17 protein-coding genes are annotated in these 16649 nt (G+C 66.9%); 12 read left to right on the top strand and 5 right to left on the bottom strand.

Features of this window, described 5'->3' with window-relative positions:
* Positions 1–26 precede the first annotated feature (26 nt).
* Positions 27–1040 (top strand): zinc-binding alcohol dehydrogenase family protein, encoded by a 1014-nt coding sequence (locus FFK22_RS33245; protein WP_138892326.1) that lies wholly within the window; start codon positions 27–29, stop codon positions 1038–1040.
* Positions 1041–1058: 18 nt separating this feature from the next.
* On the opposite strand, the gene FFK22_RS33250 is transcribed toward FFK22_RS33245, so the two are convergent.
* The 3 genes from FFK22_RS33250 to FFK22_RS33260 all read right to left on the bottom strand — a co-directional run bounded on the left by FFK22_RS33250 (position 1059) and on the right by FFK22_RS33260 (position 4754).
* Positions 1059–1898: an SDR family NAD(P)-dependent oxidoreductase gene (locus FFK22_RS33250; RefSeq protein WP_138892327.1), complete on the bottom strand. Its 840-nt coding sequence runs from the start codon at positions 1896–1898 to the stop codon at positions 1059–1061.
* A gap of 107 nt (positions 1899–2005) precedes the next feature.
* A complete protein-coding gene (locus tag FFK22_RS33255) occupies positions 2006–3499 on the bottom strand; it encodes an NAD-dependent succinate-semialdehyde dehydrogenase (protein WP_138892328.1) in 1494 nt (497 codons plus the stop codon).
* Positions 3500–3512: 13 nt separating this feature from the next.
* Complete coding sequence (locus FFK22_RS33260) at positions 3513–4754, bottom strand: iron-containing alcohol dehydrogenase (RefSeq protein WP_138892329.1); 1242 nt, start codon at positions 4752–4754, stop codon at positions 3513–3515.
* Positions 4755–4940: 186 nt separating this feature from the next.
* Here FFK22_RS33260 and FFK22_RS33265 point away from each other — a divergent pair, with 186 nt between their 5' ends.
* The 9 genes from FFK22_RS33265 to FFK22_RS33305 all read left to right on the top strand — a co-directional run bounded on the left by FFK22_RS33265 (position 4941) and on the right by FFK22_RS33305 (position 13681).
* Complete coding sequence (locus FFK22_RS33265) at positions 4941–5591, top strand: GntR family transcriptional regulator (protein ID WP_221939036.1); 651 nt, start codon at positions 4941–4943, stop codon at positions 5589–5591.
* 61 nt (positions 5592–5652) lie between these two features.
* The gene (locus tag FFK22_RS33270; RefSeq protein ID WP_138892331.1) at positions 5653–6744 is read left to right on the top strand and encodes an ABC transporter ATP-binding protein; all 1092 of its coding nucleotides are present in this window, start codon (positions 5653–5655) and stop codon (positions 6742–6744) included.
* 197 nt (positions 6745–6941) lie between these two features.
* Entirely contained in the window at positions 6942–8267 is a 1326-nt protein-coding gene (locus tag FFK22_RS33275) for an extracellular solute-binding protein (protein ID WP_221939037.1), read from the top strand.
* Between the two features lie 148 nt (positions 8268–8415).
* Positions 8416–9474: a carbohydrate ABC transporter permease gene (locus FFK22_RS33280; protein ID WP_221939038.1), complete on the top strand. Its 1059-nt coding sequence runs from the start codon at positions 8416–8418 to the stop codon at positions 9472–9474.
* Positions 9475–9476: 2 nt separating this feature from the next.
* Positions 9477–10421: a carbohydrate ABC transporter permease gene (locus tag FFK22_RS33285; RefSeq protein WP_138892333.1), complete on the top strand. Its 945-nt coding sequence runs from the start codon at positions 9477–9479 to the stop codon at positions 10419–10421.
* A gap of 2 nt (positions 10422–10423) precedes the next feature.
* Positions 10424–11512: an ABC transporter ATP-binding protein gene (locus FFK22_RS33290; protein ID WP_138892334.1), complete on the top strand. Its 1089-nt coding sequence runs from the start codon at positions 10424–10426 to the stop codon at positions 11510–11512.
* Positions 11509–12003, top strand: a complete 495-nt coding sequence (locus tag FFK22_RS33295) for a hypothetical protein (RefSeq protein ID WP_186002790.1) — start codon at positions 11509–11511, stop codon at positions 12001–12003. The genes FFK22_RS33290 and FFK22_RS33295 overlap by 4 nt, the downstream gene beginning before the upstream one ends.
* 3 nt (positions 12004–12006) lie before the next feature.
* Positions 12007–12771 carry a type 1 glutamine amidotransferase domain-containing protein gene (locus FFK22_RS33300; protein WP_138892335.1) on the top strand — a complete coding sequence of 255 codons (765 nt, stop codon included), beginning with the start codon at positions 12007–12009 and terminating at the stop codon, positions 12769–12771.
* A 58-nt stretch (positions 12772–12829) separates the two neighbouring features.
* Positions 12830–13681: a sugar phosphate isomerase/epimerase gene (locus FFK22_RS33305; RefSeq protein WP_138892336.1), complete on the top strand. Its 852-nt coding sequence runs from the start codon at positions 12830–12832 to the stop codon at positions 13679–13681.
* Between the two features lie 105 nt (positions 13682–13786).
* On the opposite strand, the gene FFK22_RS33310 is transcribed toward FFK22_RS33305, so the two are convergent.
* Positions 13787–14695 (bottom strand): TolB family protein, encoded by a 909-nt coding sequence (locus FFK22_RS33310; RefSeq protein ID WP_138892337.1) that lies wholly within the window; start codon positions 14693–14695, stop codon positions 13787–13789.
* An 82-nt stretch (positions 14696–14777) separates the two neighbouring features.
* Positions 14778–15542 (bottom strand): sugar phosphate isomerase/epimerase, encoded by a 765-nt coding sequence (locus FFK22_RS33315; RefSeq protein WP_138892338.1) that lies wholly within the window; start codon positions 15540–15542, stop codon positions 14778–14780.
* Between the two features lie 261 nt (positions 15543–15803).
* Between FFK22_RS33315 and FFK22_RS33320 the strand changes: the two genes are divergently transcribed.
* Together FFK22_RS33320 and FFK22_RS33325 are read left to right on the top strand one after the other, a co-directional pair.
* Positions 15804–15986, top strand: a complete 183-nt coding sequence (locus tag FFK22_RS33320; RefSeq protein ID WP_138892339.1) for a CsbD family protein — start codon at positions 15804–15806, stop codon at positions 15984–15986.
* Positions 15987–16101: 115 nt separating this feature from the next.
* Complete coding sequence (locus FFK22_RS33325; RefSeq protein ID WP_138892340.1) at positions 16102–16599, top strand: ferritin-like domain-containing protein; 498 nt, start codon at positions 16102–16104, stop codon at positions 16597–16599.
* The last annotated feature ends 50 nt before the right edge of the window (positions 16600–16649 follow it).

Raw genomic sequence — 16649 nt, forward strand, 5'->3', positions numbered from 1 at the left:
ACGCGCTATCGGAGAACGGACGAGCCATGCGGGCAGTGGTGTGCCAGGCCCCCGGGGAGCTGGTGCTCGAAGACCGGCCGGAGCCCGAGCGGGGCGACGGCGAGGTGCTGGTCCGGGTGCGCCGCATGGGCATCTGCGGCACGGATTTCCACATCTACGAGGGCAGCCACCCGTATCTGCAATACCCCCGGATCATGGGGCATGAGCTGTCCGGCGAGGTGCTGGAGGCGCCCGAGGGCAGCCTTTTGGAATCGGGCGACACCGTGATCGTCAACCCGTACGTCTCCTGCGGCGCCTGCATCGCCTGCCGCGCCGGCAAGCCCAATTGCTGCGTCCGGATCGCCGTGCTGGGCGTGCACCGCGACGGCGGCATGTGCGAGCGGATCGCCGTGCCGGAGCACAATCTCTATCCGGCGGGCAGCCTCACGCTCGACCAGGGAGCCAGCATCGAGTTCCTGGCGATCGGTGCGCATGCGGTGGCCCGGTCCGGCCTTGGGCCGGGCGCCCGCGCCCTGGTGATCGGTGCGGGGCCGATCGGGCTCGGTGTGGCGATCTTCGCCGGCCTGGCCGGGGGCGACGTCTCGATCATGGACCGCGAGGCCGACCGGCTCGCCTTCGCGCTCGAGAGCGGCATCGCGGCACGGGTCATCGGTGTCGGCAGCGGCGCGGCGGAGCTGGTCCTGCAAGCGACCGACGGCGACGGCTTCGATGTGGTCTTCGATGCGACCGGAAGCCGGGCATCGATGGAAAGCGCCTTCGGCCATGTCGCCCATGGCGGCACGCTCGTGCTCGTCAGCGTGGTGACAGAGACCATCGCCTTCTCCGATCCCGAATTCCACAAGCGGGAGATGACCGTCCTCGGCAGCCGCAACGCCCTGCGGGCGGATTTCGAGCGGGTTGTCGCCGCGATCGAGGGTGGTCGCGTCCCGCTGCAGCATCTCCTCACGCACCGCACCAGCCTGGCCGGCGCGGTCGCCGATCTCCCGCACTGGGCGATCTGGAAGGACGGGTTGGTCAAGGCGCTGGTGGAGATCGGCTGACGCGCCGCCGCCACCCGCTCACAGGCTCGTAGCGTCGAGCCCGGTCAGACGCAGGGCGCGGCCGTCCTTCGCCGCGATGGCCCGCATCTCGCGCTCGAGCGTGTCGCGGTCGTCGGCGCCGCGCAGCATCCGCCCGGCGAGCGGGTCGAACCGGCCCCCGGCGATATCAGCGATCAGCAGGGCTGCCCGTGTCGGCGGGATATCCGCCCCGTCGTCAAACAGCTGCTTGATGCCGGGCAGGTGGGTCTTGCCGGCTTCCGAGGTCAGCTGCAGCTCGGTCATTGCCGTCCGGACGAGTCCGGGATCGACGGCGAAGGCCAGGACGCCGCCGGCCTTCGTCGTGTCGCTGAGACATTCGGTCAGGCGCATGACCGCGGCTTTGCTGGCGGCGTAGCCGGAGCCGTGCGGAAAGCTCGTTCCGGTTCCGCCGCCCACCAGGTTGATGATCCGTCCCCGTGCGCGCGCCAGCATCAGCGGCGCCGCGACCCGGCAGGTGTGGAAGGTGCCGCGCAGGTTGATTTCGACGTCGCTCCACCAGGTCTCGGGATCGCACTCCCAGATCGGGCCGAAGGCGCGGAACGAGCCGTGATTGTTGACGAGCGTGTCGACCGGCCCGAGCTCGTCGCTGATCCGGTCGAAGGCGCGCTCGACCGCCGGGCCGTCGACGAGGTCGAGCGGCAGCGCGATCGCAGTCCCGCCCTCGCCGGCGATCATCGCTCGTGTCTCCTCGATTTCGCCTTTCGTGCGCGCCAGGACAGCGACCCGGGCGCCGGCCCGGGCCTGGTGCAGCGCGATCTCACGCCCGATCCCGCGGCCTGCCCCGGTCACGACCGAAACCGTGCCGTTCAAACTCGTCATGACCTGCTCCTCCGGCTTTCGAAAGGCGTCACCGGCGGCCTGGCAGACCGTTGGCTGCCGACATCGAGCCGATCACTCTGCCTCACTACACCCGTGAAGCGACGCGATCAAAGCCGTGTCGCGATATACTTGGCCTCGAGGAATTCGAGCACGCCCTGCGCGCCGCCCTCCCGTCCGAGCCCGCTCTGCTTGGTGCCGCCGAAGGGCGCCGCCGGATCGGACACCAGCCCGCGGTTGAGCCCGACCATGCCGGTCTCGAGGCGGCGGCAGACTCTCAGGCCGCGCGCCAGGTCGCGGGTGAACACATAGGCGGCCAGGCCGTACTCGGTCGCATTGGCGAGGGCGACGGCCTCGTCCTCGGTCTCGAAGCGGCTGAGCGCGGCGACCGGTCCGAAGATCTCCTCCTGCGCCATGGCGGCATCGGCCGGGACCCCGTCCAGCACGGTCGGCGGGTAGAAATAGCCGGGTCCGTCCGGCCGCCGGCCGCCGCAGAGCAGCTGGGCGCCGCGCGACAGGGCATCGTCCACCAGCCGCTCGATCTTGTCGACCGCCGCCGGGTTGATCATCGGGCCGCATTCGGTGGCGGGGTCCGCACCGGGGCCGACCTTCAGCGCCGCCATGCGCGCCGCGAGCTCCGCCGCGAACCGGTCATGGAGGCCGGATTGTACATAAAGGCGGTTGGCAGCGGTGCAGGCCTCGCCGCCATTGCGCATCTTGGCCAGCATGGCGCCTTCGATCGCCAGGTCCAGATCGGCATCGTCGAAGACGATCAGCGGCGCGTTGCCGCCGAGCTCCATCGAGCAGCTCACCACATGCGTCGCCGCCTCGGCGAGCAGCACCCGGCCGATCTGGGTCGAGCCGGTGAAGGACAGCTTCCGCACCCGGGGATCCGCCAGCATCGACGCCGTCACCGGACCGGGCGTCGAGGTGGTCAGCACATTGACGACGCCCGCCGGCACGCCGGCCTCTGCGCACAGGGCGGCGAGCGCATAGGCGGTCAGCGGCGTCTCGCTCGCCGGCTTGAGCACGACGGTGCAGCCGGCGGCGAGTGCCGGCGCGATCTTGCGGGTGGCCATGGCCGCCGGGAAATTCCAGGGCGTGACCAGCACGCAGATGCCGACCGGCTCGTAATCGACGACGATGTGGTTCGCTCCGGTGGGGGACAGCATGAAGTCGCCGCAGATGCGCACCGACTCTTCCGCGTTCCAGCGGAAGAAGTCGGCGGCGTAGGCGACCTCGCCACGCGCGTCGCGCAGGGCCTTGCCGTTCTCCAGCGCGATCAGCCGCGCCAGATCCTCGGCGCGCTCTGTCATCAGCTCGAAGCAGCGGCGCAGGATCTCCGACCGCCGGCGCGGCGGTGTCGAGCGCCAGGCTGCAGCCGCCTGCGCGGCCGCCTCGACCGCCGCCGCCGCATCCGCGACCGATGCATCCGGAACCTCAGCCAGGAGCTGTCCGGTCGACGGATCGATGACGGGGATCGGCTTGCGTCCCGCCGGCCACGACCAGTCTCCGCCGATATAGAGGCCGCGGGCGCAGCTCGCGGGATCGATGCCCGATGCGGAGGCGAGGGACCCGGATGAAAGCGGCGTCGCAACGGTCATGGGCGGGATTCCTTTATTCGAGGACAAGGTGGGATGCCGCTGCATCCAGGTCGCCGCGATAGGCGGCATCGACCAGCCGGCGCATCTCGGCGAGCCCGATCGGGCGCGGATTGTTCTTGATCAGGCGCTCGATGCCGACCGCCTGCTCGGCGGTCCAGTCCAGCTTGTCGGCGGGCAGGCCGAGGCCGGCGAGCGTCGGCGTGATGCCGATGGCGCGCAGCAGCCGCGTCACCTCGTTGATGGCGGCGTCGGCCTGCGCCGCGCGCGTGGCGTGCCCGCCATCGACCCCTAGCGCGACGGCGATCTCCGCCATCTCGTCCAGCGCCGCAGCGCGGTTGAAGCGCATCACATAGGGCAGGGCGGTCGCGACCCCGAGGCCGTGGGGCGTGTGGGTCAGGGCGCCGACGGGGTACTGGATCGCGTGCGCCGCCGCCGTGCCCGCCGTGCCGAAGGCGCAGCCCGCGGCCAGCGCCGCCATCATCACCTCCGCCCTCGCTTCCTCGTCCCCTCCATCGCGCCAGGCGCGTTCGAGGCTGCGCCCGAGCAGCCGGATGGCAAGGAGGGCGAAATGGTCGGTCAGCGCGCTCTTGCCGATGAAGACGTGCTTCTGCGCCAGTTCCGCCGAGGGCGGCCGCCGTCCGGCGGTGAACGCCTCGATGGCATGGGTGAGCGCGTCGGCACCGGCGACCGCGGTCAGCGCGGGCGGGCAGGAGAGGGTGAGGTCGGGATCGCAGATGGCGGCGGCGGGGATGAGATGCGGGCTCGATATGCCGACCTTCAGCATGCGGTCCGGATCGGAGATCACGGCGACCGGCGTCGCTTCCGAGCCGGTTCCCGCGGTGGTCGGAACCGCGACGACCGGCAGCACCGGTCCCGGCAGCTTGAACTCGCCGTAATAGTCCGGCAGCCGGCCGCCATGGGCGAGCAGCAGGGCGGCACATTTCGCCATATCGAGGCAGCTGCCGCCGCCGATGCCGATGACCAGGTCGGGCGCGAAGCCGCGGGCCTCGGCGGCGCAGTCGGCGGCGCTGTCGCGCGGCACATCCGGCAGCACGCGGCCATAGACCTCGACGTCAAGGCCGGCCGCGCCCAGGCCGTCCAGCATCCGCTCGAAATCGGATGACGCGGCGAGGCGCTCATCCGTGCACACCAGCGCCCGCCGGCCGAGGCGGCCGGCGACCGCGGGCAAAGCGTGGCGCTGGCCTTTGCCGAACAGGATCTCCTTGGGCAGCCGGATCGCCGAAAAGGTCGTCACGATCGACTCCATCGATGGGGATGCGCCGGAACATCGGCCAGTCAAGATCCTATATTAAATCCTATAGGATATCGTATTGAATGCGGCGAAGGATCGTGCTAGCTCTCCTCCATGTCAAGGGACAAAGCAGTGCGAAAGCCGATCACCACATCCGGTCCGACAGCCGATCCGGGCGAGGGCAATTCCGTGATCCATCGCGCTGCCAGCCTGGCGGAGGAGGTCTATGAGGCTATCTTCGCCCAGCTGATGGCGCTGAAGATCCCGCCGGGCGCCCGCATCACCGTCGATGGTCTGGTGCGTGAGTTCAACGTGTCGCAGACGCCGATCCGCGAGGCGCTCGGCCGCCTGGAGGGCGAAGGCCTGGTGGTCAAGACCCATCTCGTCGGCTACAGCGCGGCACCCCAGGTCTCACGCCGGCGTTTCACCGAGCTGTATCAGCTGCGCCTGCTGCTCGAGCCCGATGCGGCGCGGAGGGCCGCGGCGGCGATGACGGATACGGCGCTGCGGGAGCTGACCGAAGCGGCAGGGCTGATGTCGCGCGCGGAAGGGTCGGACGAACGGGCCCGCTATTCCCGGTTCGCCCGGGAAGACGCGGTGTTCCACGACAAGATTCTTGCGGTCGCGGGCAACGAGCTCATCCGAGAGACGGTGGCGTATCAGCACACCCATTTCCACATCTTCCGCTTGATGTTCCATTCGCGGGTGACTGAGGAGGCGCTGGACGAGCACGCGGCGATCCTGGCCGCCTTCTCCCGGCGGAGCCCCGACGAGGCCGAACGGGCGATGCGCACGCATATCGAGCGGTCGCGCGACCGCCTGCTGCCGGCTTTCGACTGATGTCAGGAGCCATGGGCAGCGACCCGATCCGTGATACGCTGGCATCAAAGGGGGGATAGCGATGGGACTGGTCGACGCCTGCGCGCTGAGCCTGACGAATGTCAGCAAGTCCTATGGCCGTGTCAGAGCCCTCCACAACCTGTCGTTCAGCGTCGCGGAAGGCCGCTTCTTCGTGCTGTTCGGGCCCAGCTCGGTCGGCAAGACGACGACGCTGCGCATGATCGCCGGCCTCGTCCCGCCGGACCGGGGCCGCGTCGAGATCTTCGGTCGGGATTGGACGCATGAGCCGATCGCGGGACGCGGCGTGTCGATGGTGTTCCAATCCTTCGCCCTCTATCCGCATCTCACCGTCCGCGAGAACTTGGCCTACCCGCTTCGCGAAGCCGGGATGGCCCGGGAGGAGATCGGCCGCCGCGTCCGGGAGACGGCGGCGATGCTCCGGCTGGACGCGAAGCTCGACCGCAAGCCCGGCACGCTCTCGGGCGGAGAGCAGCAGCGGGTCGCGCTCGGCCGGTCCCTGATCCGGCGCCCCCGGATTCTGCTGCTGGACGAACCGCTGACCAATCTCGACGCCAAGCTCCGGCACGAGATGCGGGCCGAGCTCAAACGGCTGCACCGCCAGTTCGGGCTGACGATCGTCTATGCGACGCCCGACGAGCTCGAGGCGTTGTCGATGGGCGAGGAGATCGCCGTGCTGCGGGACGGCGGCGTGGTGCAGACCGGGACGCCCGACGAGCTCTACGAAGCGCCGCGCGATCTGTATGTGGCCGGCAAGATCGGCTCGCCCAGCATGAACATGATCAAGGGCACGCTGGCCCGTGACGGCACCGTCATCGAATCCGCGATCGGCCCGCTGCCATGCTCGCGCAAGCTGAGCACGGCGGATGCAGGGGAAGCGGCCGTGGTGGGCATCCGGCCGAGCGACATCCGCCTCGCGACCGGCGGTGAGGACGGCGTGACGGCGAGCATCGCCATGCTGGAGCCGCTGGGCGACGTCACGGTGATCTCGATGGAGACCGGCGGAGAGACGCTGCGGCTGGTGCTGCCGGAAGCGGCGGCTTCGGGCCTGCAGCCCGGTCAGCAGGCCTCGATCGTTTTCGATCCTGGAAAGCTCCACGTCTTCCGGGCCTCGAACGGACAGGCCATCACCTGATGCCGAAGGCCGAAAGACCAACAAGAAAATAAAGCGGAGTAAAAGCAAACAATAAAGTCCACCGATAACATAGGGGAGGAGATCCGAGAATGACGGCAACCAGTAAGATCAAGGGCGTATTGACGGCGGCCGGCTTGGTCGCTTTGCTCATGACGGGCGGGGCCAGATTCTCCCTGGCCGAAGAGGTGACGTTGTCGATGGCGGTGCCCGACTGGCCGCCGACCCGCGTCATGAAGAAATTCTTCGACGAGCAGTACAAGCCGAAATCCGGCAACACCGTGAAGCTCGACGTCGACTTCATCCCCTGGCCCGATTTCTACACCCGCGTGAATGCCTCGCTCACATCCGGCGAGCAGAAGTACAATTTCATCGTGTCGGACTCGCAGTGGTTGGGTGCGTTCGTCGAGGGCGGCTATTTCCGGAAGATCAACGATCTTCTGGATGCCGATCCCGAGTTCAAGAAGGCGTTCATGGAGATTCATCCCAACCCGCTGAACGCTTACGCAACCTATCCCTACAAGTCCGAGAACTATTACGGATTCCCGCAATTCCCCGACGTTCTGGTCACCTACGGGCGCAAGGACATCCTCTGCGACGAGACCGAGCAGAAGAACTTCATGGCGAAATACCAGAAAAAACTGCCCTGCACGGGCGAAGAGATCGACGCCATGACCTGGGACGATTTTCGGAATGTCGGCGAGTTCTTCCGGCGTAAGAAGGGTGAAATGCTGGCCGGCAAGCCGGCCGATGACGATTTCTATGGCATCGCCTTCCAGGCCGGGAAGAGCTACGACTTCTCGTCCATGCAGATCAACGGCCTGATCTGGCAGATGGGCGGCGACATCTGGGACGAAACCCAGGTGCCGAAGGGCCAGGCGGAAGGCGTGGTGAACTCGCCGATCGCGGTGAAGGCGTTGCAGGCCTATCTGGCCCTGATCGAGTACATGCCGCCGGTGGCCAAGACCGGAACCATGGACATCTTCAAATCGGACGAGTTGTTCCGCGAAGGCAAGGTGGCCATGAATGTCGACTGGATCGGCTTGGGCGAAGCCTCGCTCGATCCGAAGACCTCAAAGGTCGCGGACAAGCTGGTGTTCGGCCTGATGCCGGGGACCATCGGTGCCGACGGTAAGATGGTCCGCTGGTCCAACATCGGCGGGCAGCCCTTCGTGCTGACCACCTGGACCACCGACGCCCAGATCAAGGAGGCTGTGGACTTCGTGAAGTGGTGGCTCTCGCCCGCCATCCAGCACCAATTCGCGGCGGCAGGCGGGCAATCGGCGATCAAGTCGGTCTATTCGGATCCCAAATACGTGACCTATCGCCCGTGGAACCGGGCCTGGGCTCCGTCGCTGGACTGGCAGAAGGACGTGTGGCACGTGCCGCAGTTCTTCGAACTGCTGACCGAGCAGCAGGACCAGTTCGATCTCGCGATCACCGGCAAGCAGGACGCGAAGACGACCTTGGACAACATCGCCAAGTTCCAGCAGAACCTGCTGACCGAAGCGGGCTTGATCCAATGATCTGACGAAGGCTGTCGCCGCCGGTCGCCCAGGCCGGCGGCGGTGGTCCCGAGCCGCGGCCGGCCGGTCGGACGGCTCGTCGGACGCCGCGAGACGGGTCGGATTCGTTAAGGCTGCGATCGAGAGCGCCATGTCAGTGATACCAACCATGCCGGCCTCCAGGGTCCGGACGGCGCCGGCATTTCTGGAGATGTCGGCCGACAACTGGCGGCTGGCCATCGTCGCGGGCGTCGCCGTCTCCGCGGCCGCCGCCGCGGCGCTGCCCGCTTCCGTCGCCTTCTGGATCGTCGGCGTCATGACGGCGCTTGTCGCCATGGCGTTCGCGGTCAACGCTTATCGCCGCCGCCACTATGGCGGTCTGCTCGTGGCACCGGCCATCGCGGTGCTGTTCGTGATGAACATCTTCCCGCTGCTGTGGTCGCTCGGCCTTTCGTTCTTCGCCTATCAGTCGAACCAGCAGTCGATCCGGTTCGTCGGGCTCGGCAACTACATCAAGGTGCTCACCAACGACATCGCCGCGGCCGACAACTGGCACGCCTTGACCAACACGGCCATGTTCGTCGTGCTCACGGTCGCAGCCCAGATGGTCGTCGGCTTCCTGCTGGCCATGCTCTTCGCCAAGCAATTCCCGCTGCGCAAGTATCTCCTGATCCTGGTGCTGACGCCGATGATGCTGTCGGTCGTCGCTTCGGGCGTGTTCTTCACCTACTACTACGACCCGACCTTCGGCATCCTCAGCTACGTGATGAACAGCATCGCCGACGGCCAGTTCATCCTGATGGACAATAAGGCGGGCGCGGTGGCCGGCATCGTCTTCGCCGATGCCTGGATGTGGTCGCCCTTCGTGATGCTGCTGGTGCTGGCCGGGCTCGTCTCCGTGCCGAAATATCTCTATGAGGCGGCCGCCATCGACCGCGTCTCGGCCTGGCGACGCTTCTGGACCATCACCTTCCCCTATATCCGCGGGCTGCTAATGCTGGCGCTGCTGTTCCGCACCATCGAGGCGTTCAAGCTGGCCGACCTGGTGATCCTCCTCACCAAGGGTGGCAATGACACGATGACGATCTCGTACCACCTGATCCGTATCGCCAATGAGCAGAACAAGACCAGTGAGGGGGCGGCGATCTCCTACATCATGCTGTTCATGGTGATCGTCCTCACCAACCTCTACCTCTATCTCGCCAATCGCAGAGACCGGGAGAGCTGACCATGGCGTCCGGCCCGTCCGTCTGGGAACGCATCGGTCTTCGCCGCAGCCGCGGCGTCGCGGAGGCCGGCTGGGGGCGCACCCTGGTCGTGGCGGGCGTCAGCCTGATCTACTTCCTGCCGGTGCTGTTCATCATCTTCACCGCGATCAAGCCGCAGGAACTGGCGCTGTCGGTGCCGCCGACGCTGTCGCCGACCTCGCTGTTCGGCCTCATCCCCGACCGCTTCGTCTTCACCCCGACCTTGGAGAATTTCGGGTCGGTGTTCTCGCGGGTGATGACGGCCGGCGGGCAGCCGGAGGCGACGGGCTTCGACCGCTTCTTCTTCAACTCGATCTTGATCGCGTCGGTCTCGGTCCTGCTCGCCCTCGTCCTCGGCACGCTCGCGGCCTACGGCTTCTCGCGCTACCCGCTCAAGGGCAACGACACCTATCTCTTCATCATCCTGACCACCCGGATGCTGCCAGCCATCGTCGTCATCATTCCGGTGATCCTGATGTTCCGCGCCGTCGGCCTGTCCGGGTCCTATCCCGGCATCATCCTGCTCTACACCGCCTTCAACCTGGCCTTCACCATCTGGATGATGAAGAGCTTCTTCGACGAGCTCTCGACCGATGTCGAGGACGCCGCCCGCATCGACGGCTCGTCCGAGGTCAAGGTGTTCTGGAAGATCTGCCTGCCGCAGGTCGTCGCCGGCCTGGCCGCGACCTTCGTGTTCGGCCTGATCCTGACCTGGAACGAGTTCCTGTTCGCGCTCCTCCTGACCGGTGCCGACACGCGCACCGTGCCGGTGGCGATGAACCAGGCCGTCTCCTCCGGCGGCCGCGGCACCGACTGGACGCTGCTGGCCGCGATCGAGACGCTGTTCCTGATCCCGGTCTTCCTCGTCACCTTCTTCCTGCAGGACCACCTGCTGCGCGGCGTCACCTTCGGCACGGTCAGGAAATAGCCATGTCGACCATCGAGATCCGCGGGATCACCAAGGCGTTCGGCCCGTTCGTCGCGGTCCGGGACGCCGATCTGTCGGTGGCGGCGGGCGAGGTCGTCTGCCTGCTCGGCCCGTCGGGCTGCGGCAAGACCACGACCCTGCGCATGATCGCGGGGCTGGAGCGAGCCACCGCGGGCGACATCGTGATCGCGGGACAGCGCATGAACGAGCTGCCGCCGCAGAAGCGCAACATCGCCATGGTCTTCCAGTTCTATGCGCTGTATCCGGCACTGACGGTCGGCGAGAACATCGCGATGCCGCTGCACCGCGAAGGCATCGGCAAGGCGGAGGTCGCCGCCCGGGTTGGCAAGGTGGCCGACATCCTGCATCTGCGCGACGTCCTGGACCGGATGCCGGGACAGGTCTCGGAAGGGGAGAAGCAACGCGTCGCCGTCGCGCGTGCCATCGTGCGCGATCCCAACTGCTTCCTGTTCGACGAGCCGCTGTCGCGGCTGGATGTGGAGCTGCGCCACGCCATGCGCGGCCAGATCAAGGGCGTGCTGTCGAATCTGTCCAAGGCCACGGTCATCGTCACTCACGATCAGCTTGAGGCCCTGACCATGGCGGATCGCATTGCGATCATGCGCGACGGCATGATCGAGCAGGTGGGCAGCCCCCACGACGTCTTCGCCAGGCCGGCCAATGTCTTCGTCGCCAGCTTCATCGGCACGCCGCAGATGAATCTGATCGAGGCGGAGCTCAAGGGCTACGGCAACGGCAAGGCGACAGTCGCCTTCGACCAGCAGGACGTCGATCTCCCCGCGAACCCCGCCGTCGCGGCCCTGGGGCCGGGACGGGTCACAGTCGGCGTGCGCCCGCGCGCCTTCACCGCCGTGCCCGAGGATACCGCCGGCACGATCGATGCGGTAACCGAGCTGATCGAGCCGATGGGCGCCGAGACGCTGATCCACGCGCGGACCAAGGCCGGCGGCGACATCCGGGTGGTCGTGCCGCGCGACCGGAAGGTGAAGGTCGGCGAGCCGCTCCATCTGATCCCGGATCCCATGCAGACCCATATCTTCGCCGCCGATGGCAAGGCGGTCCGCGCATGAGCCGGCACGATCAGGGCGGGCTGTCGTCCGCGGCCGCGCGCAGGCTGGAATACGCCATCATCGGGCTCGGCGTCGTGGCGCTCCTGCTGATCTTCCAGCCCTTCGACATCGCGCTGTTCACGGCCGGGGGCATCATCGTCGTGGTGGCCGCGCTGGCGAACAACCTGCTGCCGCTGGCGCAGCCCGGCGTCCCGAAGCGGTCCGTGGCGAAGGCGGTGATGATCGTCGCGATGATCTTCTGCCTCGTCCTGCTGATCTCGATCGCCGCGGCGCATCTCTACGGCCTGTTCTTCCTCAAGCCGCCGGATCCCAGCACCGCCAGCGGCAAGGCCCAGCTGAGCGCCAGGCCCTGGTACATGCACGGCTTCACCTGGACCGTCGCGGTCATCGCCTGCGTCCTGGCCGGCGCGCTGGTGTTGCAGGGTCGCCGGCGGACCGGGAGCGAGGAAGGATCCGGCGAGCACAATCATTCAACATCTCCAGGAGAGTGAAAGATGAGCGTCCGCAACCAAGCCGCCGCTGTGCACCGGATGCAGCAGCTGATGTCCGCGTCGCCGGTGCCGTCCATCTCCACCGAACTTCTGGCCACGGCTGATGGCGAGCTGAACCGGGAGCTCAACAGCTTCCTGTTCGACCCGCCCTCGGATCCGACCCTGCTCAAGGGCAAGCGGATCGCCATCTGCTGCACCAATGGCGTGGAGGAGGTGGAGATCCTCGGCGCCCATCGCTGGCTGACCGAGCACGGGGCCGCGGTCCACATCGTCTCGCCGCGCATCGGCGAATTCCACCCGACGCTGGGCTTGCGCTTCCCACCGCAATGCGCCACCCACGTCCTCGCCATCCGCCTGATGGAAAATGCCGGCTGGCTGAAGATCGACCGCTACACCGAAGAGGCGAAGGCCGCGGATTACGACGCCGTCCTGCTGCCCGGCGGCTGCTGGAATCCCGATGCGCTGCGCATGGACAAGCACGCGGTGGCGTTCGTCCGCGCCATGGACGAGGCCGGCAAGCCGACGACTGCGATCTGCCATGGCCAATGGGTGATGGTCAGCGCCAGGATCCTCAAGGGCAGGCGCGCCACCGCAGTGTGGAACATCCAGATCGACCTCGAGAATGCCGGCGCCGTGGTGCTCGACGAACCCTGCGTGGTCGACGGCAACCTGATCACCGCGCGCTTCCCCTATGACCTGCCGCGGTTGGTCCAGGCCATGGTGCAGCAGCTGCTGGCCGCGAAGGGACAGGCGTCGGCGGCGCAGTAAGGCTCTCGCCTGGGATGTCCGGTCCGGCGCCGGCCGCCGGCCAAGGGAGGAGCGCGGCATGAAATACGGGTTCAACCTGCTGCTCTGGACGGGGCATATCACCGACGAGCACGCGCCCCTGCTGCGGGCGCTCAGGGAGACTGGGTATGACAGCATCGAGGTCCCGATCTTCGAAGGCACGCCCGACCACTACGCCAGGCTCGGGGAGCGGCTTGCGGCTCTGGGCTTCGACGTCACGGCCGTGAGCGTGCTGGGGGCAGGGCACAACTGCTTGTCGGGCGACCCGGCGGAGCGGGAGGCCGCGCTGGACCGGGCGAAATGGGTGGTCGACTGCGCCAAGGCGCTCGGAGCATCGATCGTTGCCGGCCCGATGCATTCGCAGCTCGGCCATTTCACCGGCCAAGGCCCGTCAGCCGAGGAGCGTCGGCGCGGCATCGAGTTCAACCGCCGCGCCGGCGACCACGCCCAGCGCTACGGCGTGCGCTTTGCCCTCGAGGCGCTGAACCGCTTCGAATGCTACTTCCTCAACACGATGGACCAGCTGGCCGACTATCTCGACGAGGTCGGCCACCCTGCCGTGAAGGGGATGTACGACACCTTCCACGCCAATATCGAGGAGAAGGACCCGGTCGCCGCGATCGGCGTGATCAGCCGCCACATGATTCATGTCCATGTCTCGGAGAATGATCGCGGCACGCCGGGCAAAGGTCATGTGCCGTGGGGCCCCACCTACAAGGCGTTGCGGGCCGTGGGATATGACGGCAGGCTGACGATCGAGGCGTTCGGCCGCGGCGTCCCGGCGCTGGCTGCGGCCACCCGCGTGTGGCGCGACTTCTTCCCCAATGAAGAAGAGGTCTACCGATCCGGCTTCGCGCATATGTCGCGGGGCTGGGCCGATGCAGGAGTCTGAGCGACGCACCCGCGGGGTCGTCCCGCCCGCAGGCGCAAGCGCATGACGATCTCCTGATCATGATTGCCGAAACCCCGGCCGCCGTTTCGGTGCGCCTGCAGCCGCCTATACGACCGGATAGGCGACATAGGCGAAGCGCCTGCTGTCGGGAGCCCAGCTGTTGACGTTGATCGTGCCCTGACCGCCGAAGAAGGCGACGAGGTCGCGCTGGCCGCCGCCGTCCGGCCGCATGAGGCGAAGGATCACGTCCTTGTTCGGCGGATGCCCGGTGGTGCCGGCCGGATAGCTGATGAAGACGACGGACCGGCCGTCCGGCGAGACATGCGGGAACCAGTTGACGCGGTCGTCGAAGGTGAGCTGCTCGATGCCGCTGCCGTCCGGCCGCATGCGGAAGCACTGGGCGTGGCCCGGAATCGTCGCCGCGCGCTCGGCGTTGAAGTAGATCCACTGCCCGTCCGGCGAATATTCCGGGCCGTCATTCGGGGTGCTCACATCCGTGAGCCGGGTGTCGGGCCCGCCCGATGCGGGAATCGTGAAGATGTTGATCCGCCTGGCACCGGCCGGGCCTTCGACCGCGACATAGGACAGGGTCAGCCCGTCCGGCGAGATGCCGTGCAGATAGTGGTGATGCGGCGTCTCGTGCTCGTTCGAGACCCGGCGCGGCTCGCCGCCCGAGAGCGCAACGGCATAGAGATGGCCGTCATTGTCGCTCATGTAGACGGTTTTCCCATCCGGCGAGAGGACGTGATCGTTGTTGAGATCACGGATCGCTCCGGTCTCGATTTTCTCGGGTGCGGTCATGCCGTCCGCATCGATCCGCCACATCTCGCCTCCGGCATTGAAGACGAGCCATTTGCCATCGGGCGTCCAATTGGGCGCCTCGATGATCTCGTCCGCCTCGATCACGACGCGGGGCTGCCCCGTCTCGATGTCGATCGTGACCAGCTGTGCGATCTGGCCGGGCAGCAGGCTGCGGCCGCGTCGCGTGAAGATGGGGCCGGCTTTGAGGGTCATGTCTGTCTCTGTGCTTGAAGATGCGTCGGGCGCTGGTTCGGTTGGCTATCGCGGTCTCAGCGCCGCATCCGGCCGAGATGGATCAGCCCCGTGCGCCGAGCTTGACGAGATGGTCGTAGGAACGCTGGGCCAGCGCCCGCCAGTCGGCCGGCTCGTCATGCTCGACGACGAGGTGATCGGCCGGCGTCTCGGAGAAGAGCGGCCACAGCGTCTGCCAGTCGACGACGCCGTCGCCCATCGCCGTCCAGCCGCCTTCGGCCGTCGTGCCGGCCGGCGCGGTGTCCTTGACCTGGATGGCGTAGAGGCGGTTCTTCCAGTGCTTCAGCTCCGTCAGCGGATCGCCGCCGCCGCGCACCACCCAGGCGAAGTCGATCTCGTAGCCGACCTCGCTGCCGGCGCCTTCGAACAGGAGATCGATCGGCCGTGATCCGTCGGGCAGCCGCCGGTACTCGAAATCGTGATTGTGCCAGGCAAGCTTCAAGCCGTCGGCGGCGACGATCTCGCGCACCCGGCCGAGCTCGCGCCCGATGGCGCGCCAGCCATCGGCTGTGGTGGGCCGGTCCTGCGGCTCCAGATAGGGCGGGATCAGCAGCTGGGCGCCGATGGTCTTGGCGATGTCGATGAAGCGCCGGGGATCGGCGACGAGCCCCTTGAACGGCAGGTGAAAGCCGTAGCAGGCGAGCCCGGCGGCGTCGATCTTGCGGCGGAACTCCGCGGCGCTCGCCTCATAGGCGGGCAGCCAGGGCTCGACGGCGTCATAGCCGATCGCGGCGAGGCCTTCGAGCTGGCGCTCGATCGGCGGGAAGTTGCGCGCGGAATAGAGCTGGAACGAGATCTTGTAGCGCATGTCCGAACCCATCGGAATGTTGCAGGACGAACCGTTCAGGCGGGGCGCCCGAGCGGCTCGCGGAGGGTGTGCCGGCGTCGCGCCGGGGTCGATGGATCTTGCCCGAGTAATGGTCAGGTGCGGAGAGAAATTATACTTTGTTATATTTGTTCTCTTATGCGCCGCTTGCTTCGTGTCGCTTCGCTGCCGGAAAATCGGTCATTGCAGGAACGAAGTCGAGAGAGAGGCTATTCATCAGTCGAGACAACATTGGAGATCGACATGGACAAGGATCGGATCGCCGGCGCTGCCAAGCAGGCCAAGGGCGCCGTGAAGGATGCCGCTGGGAAGGTCGTCGGTGATCGCGACCTCCAAGTCGACGGCAAGATGGATAAGGCCGAAGGCAAAATTCAAAAGGAAGTCGGAAAGGCCAAGGATGCCGTCCGGGACGCTGTCAAACGTTGAGTTCGACACGGATGATCAAAATCATCCCTTACACTGAAGGTTTGGCGCGCCATTGCGGTGTGATGGCGCGCTCGGTCGTTTCCTGCCGACAGGCGACAATCGATAGGGGTACCTCATGGCGACGACGACTGACAAGACTCTCGACGATCTGTTCCTCGACACGCTGAAGGACATCTACTACGCCGAGAAGCAGATCCTGAAGGCCCTGCCCAAGATGGCGAAGGCTGCACAATCCGCGGAGCTCAAGGCCGCCTTCGAGACTCATCGCGATGAGACCGAGGGCCAGGTCGACCGCCTGGAGAAGGTGTTCGAGCTGCTCGGCAAGCGGGCGCAAGGCAAGACATGCGACGCCATCGTCGGCATCATCGACGAAGGCAAGGAGATCATGGAGGAGTTCAAGGGCGCCTCCGCACTCGACGCCGGCTTGCTCTCGGGCGCCCAGGCTGTCGAGCATTACGAGATTTCCCGCTACGGCACGCTCAAGGCCTGGGCCGCCAAGCTCGACATGCCGGAGGCGGTGCGGCTGCTCGATCAGACGCTCCAGGAGGAGAAGAAGACCGACCAACTGCTGTCGCGGCTCGCGGAAAGCAGCCTCAACCGAAAGGCGGCTTGAACCCGACCAGGCGATGGAGAAGCCCCGGCCACGAGCCGGGGTTTTTCTTC

Source organism: Mycobacterium sp. KBS0706, from assembly GCF_005938675.2.
GTDB lineage: Bacteria > Pseudomonadota > Alphaproteobacteria > DSM-16000 > Inquilinaceae > Inquilinus.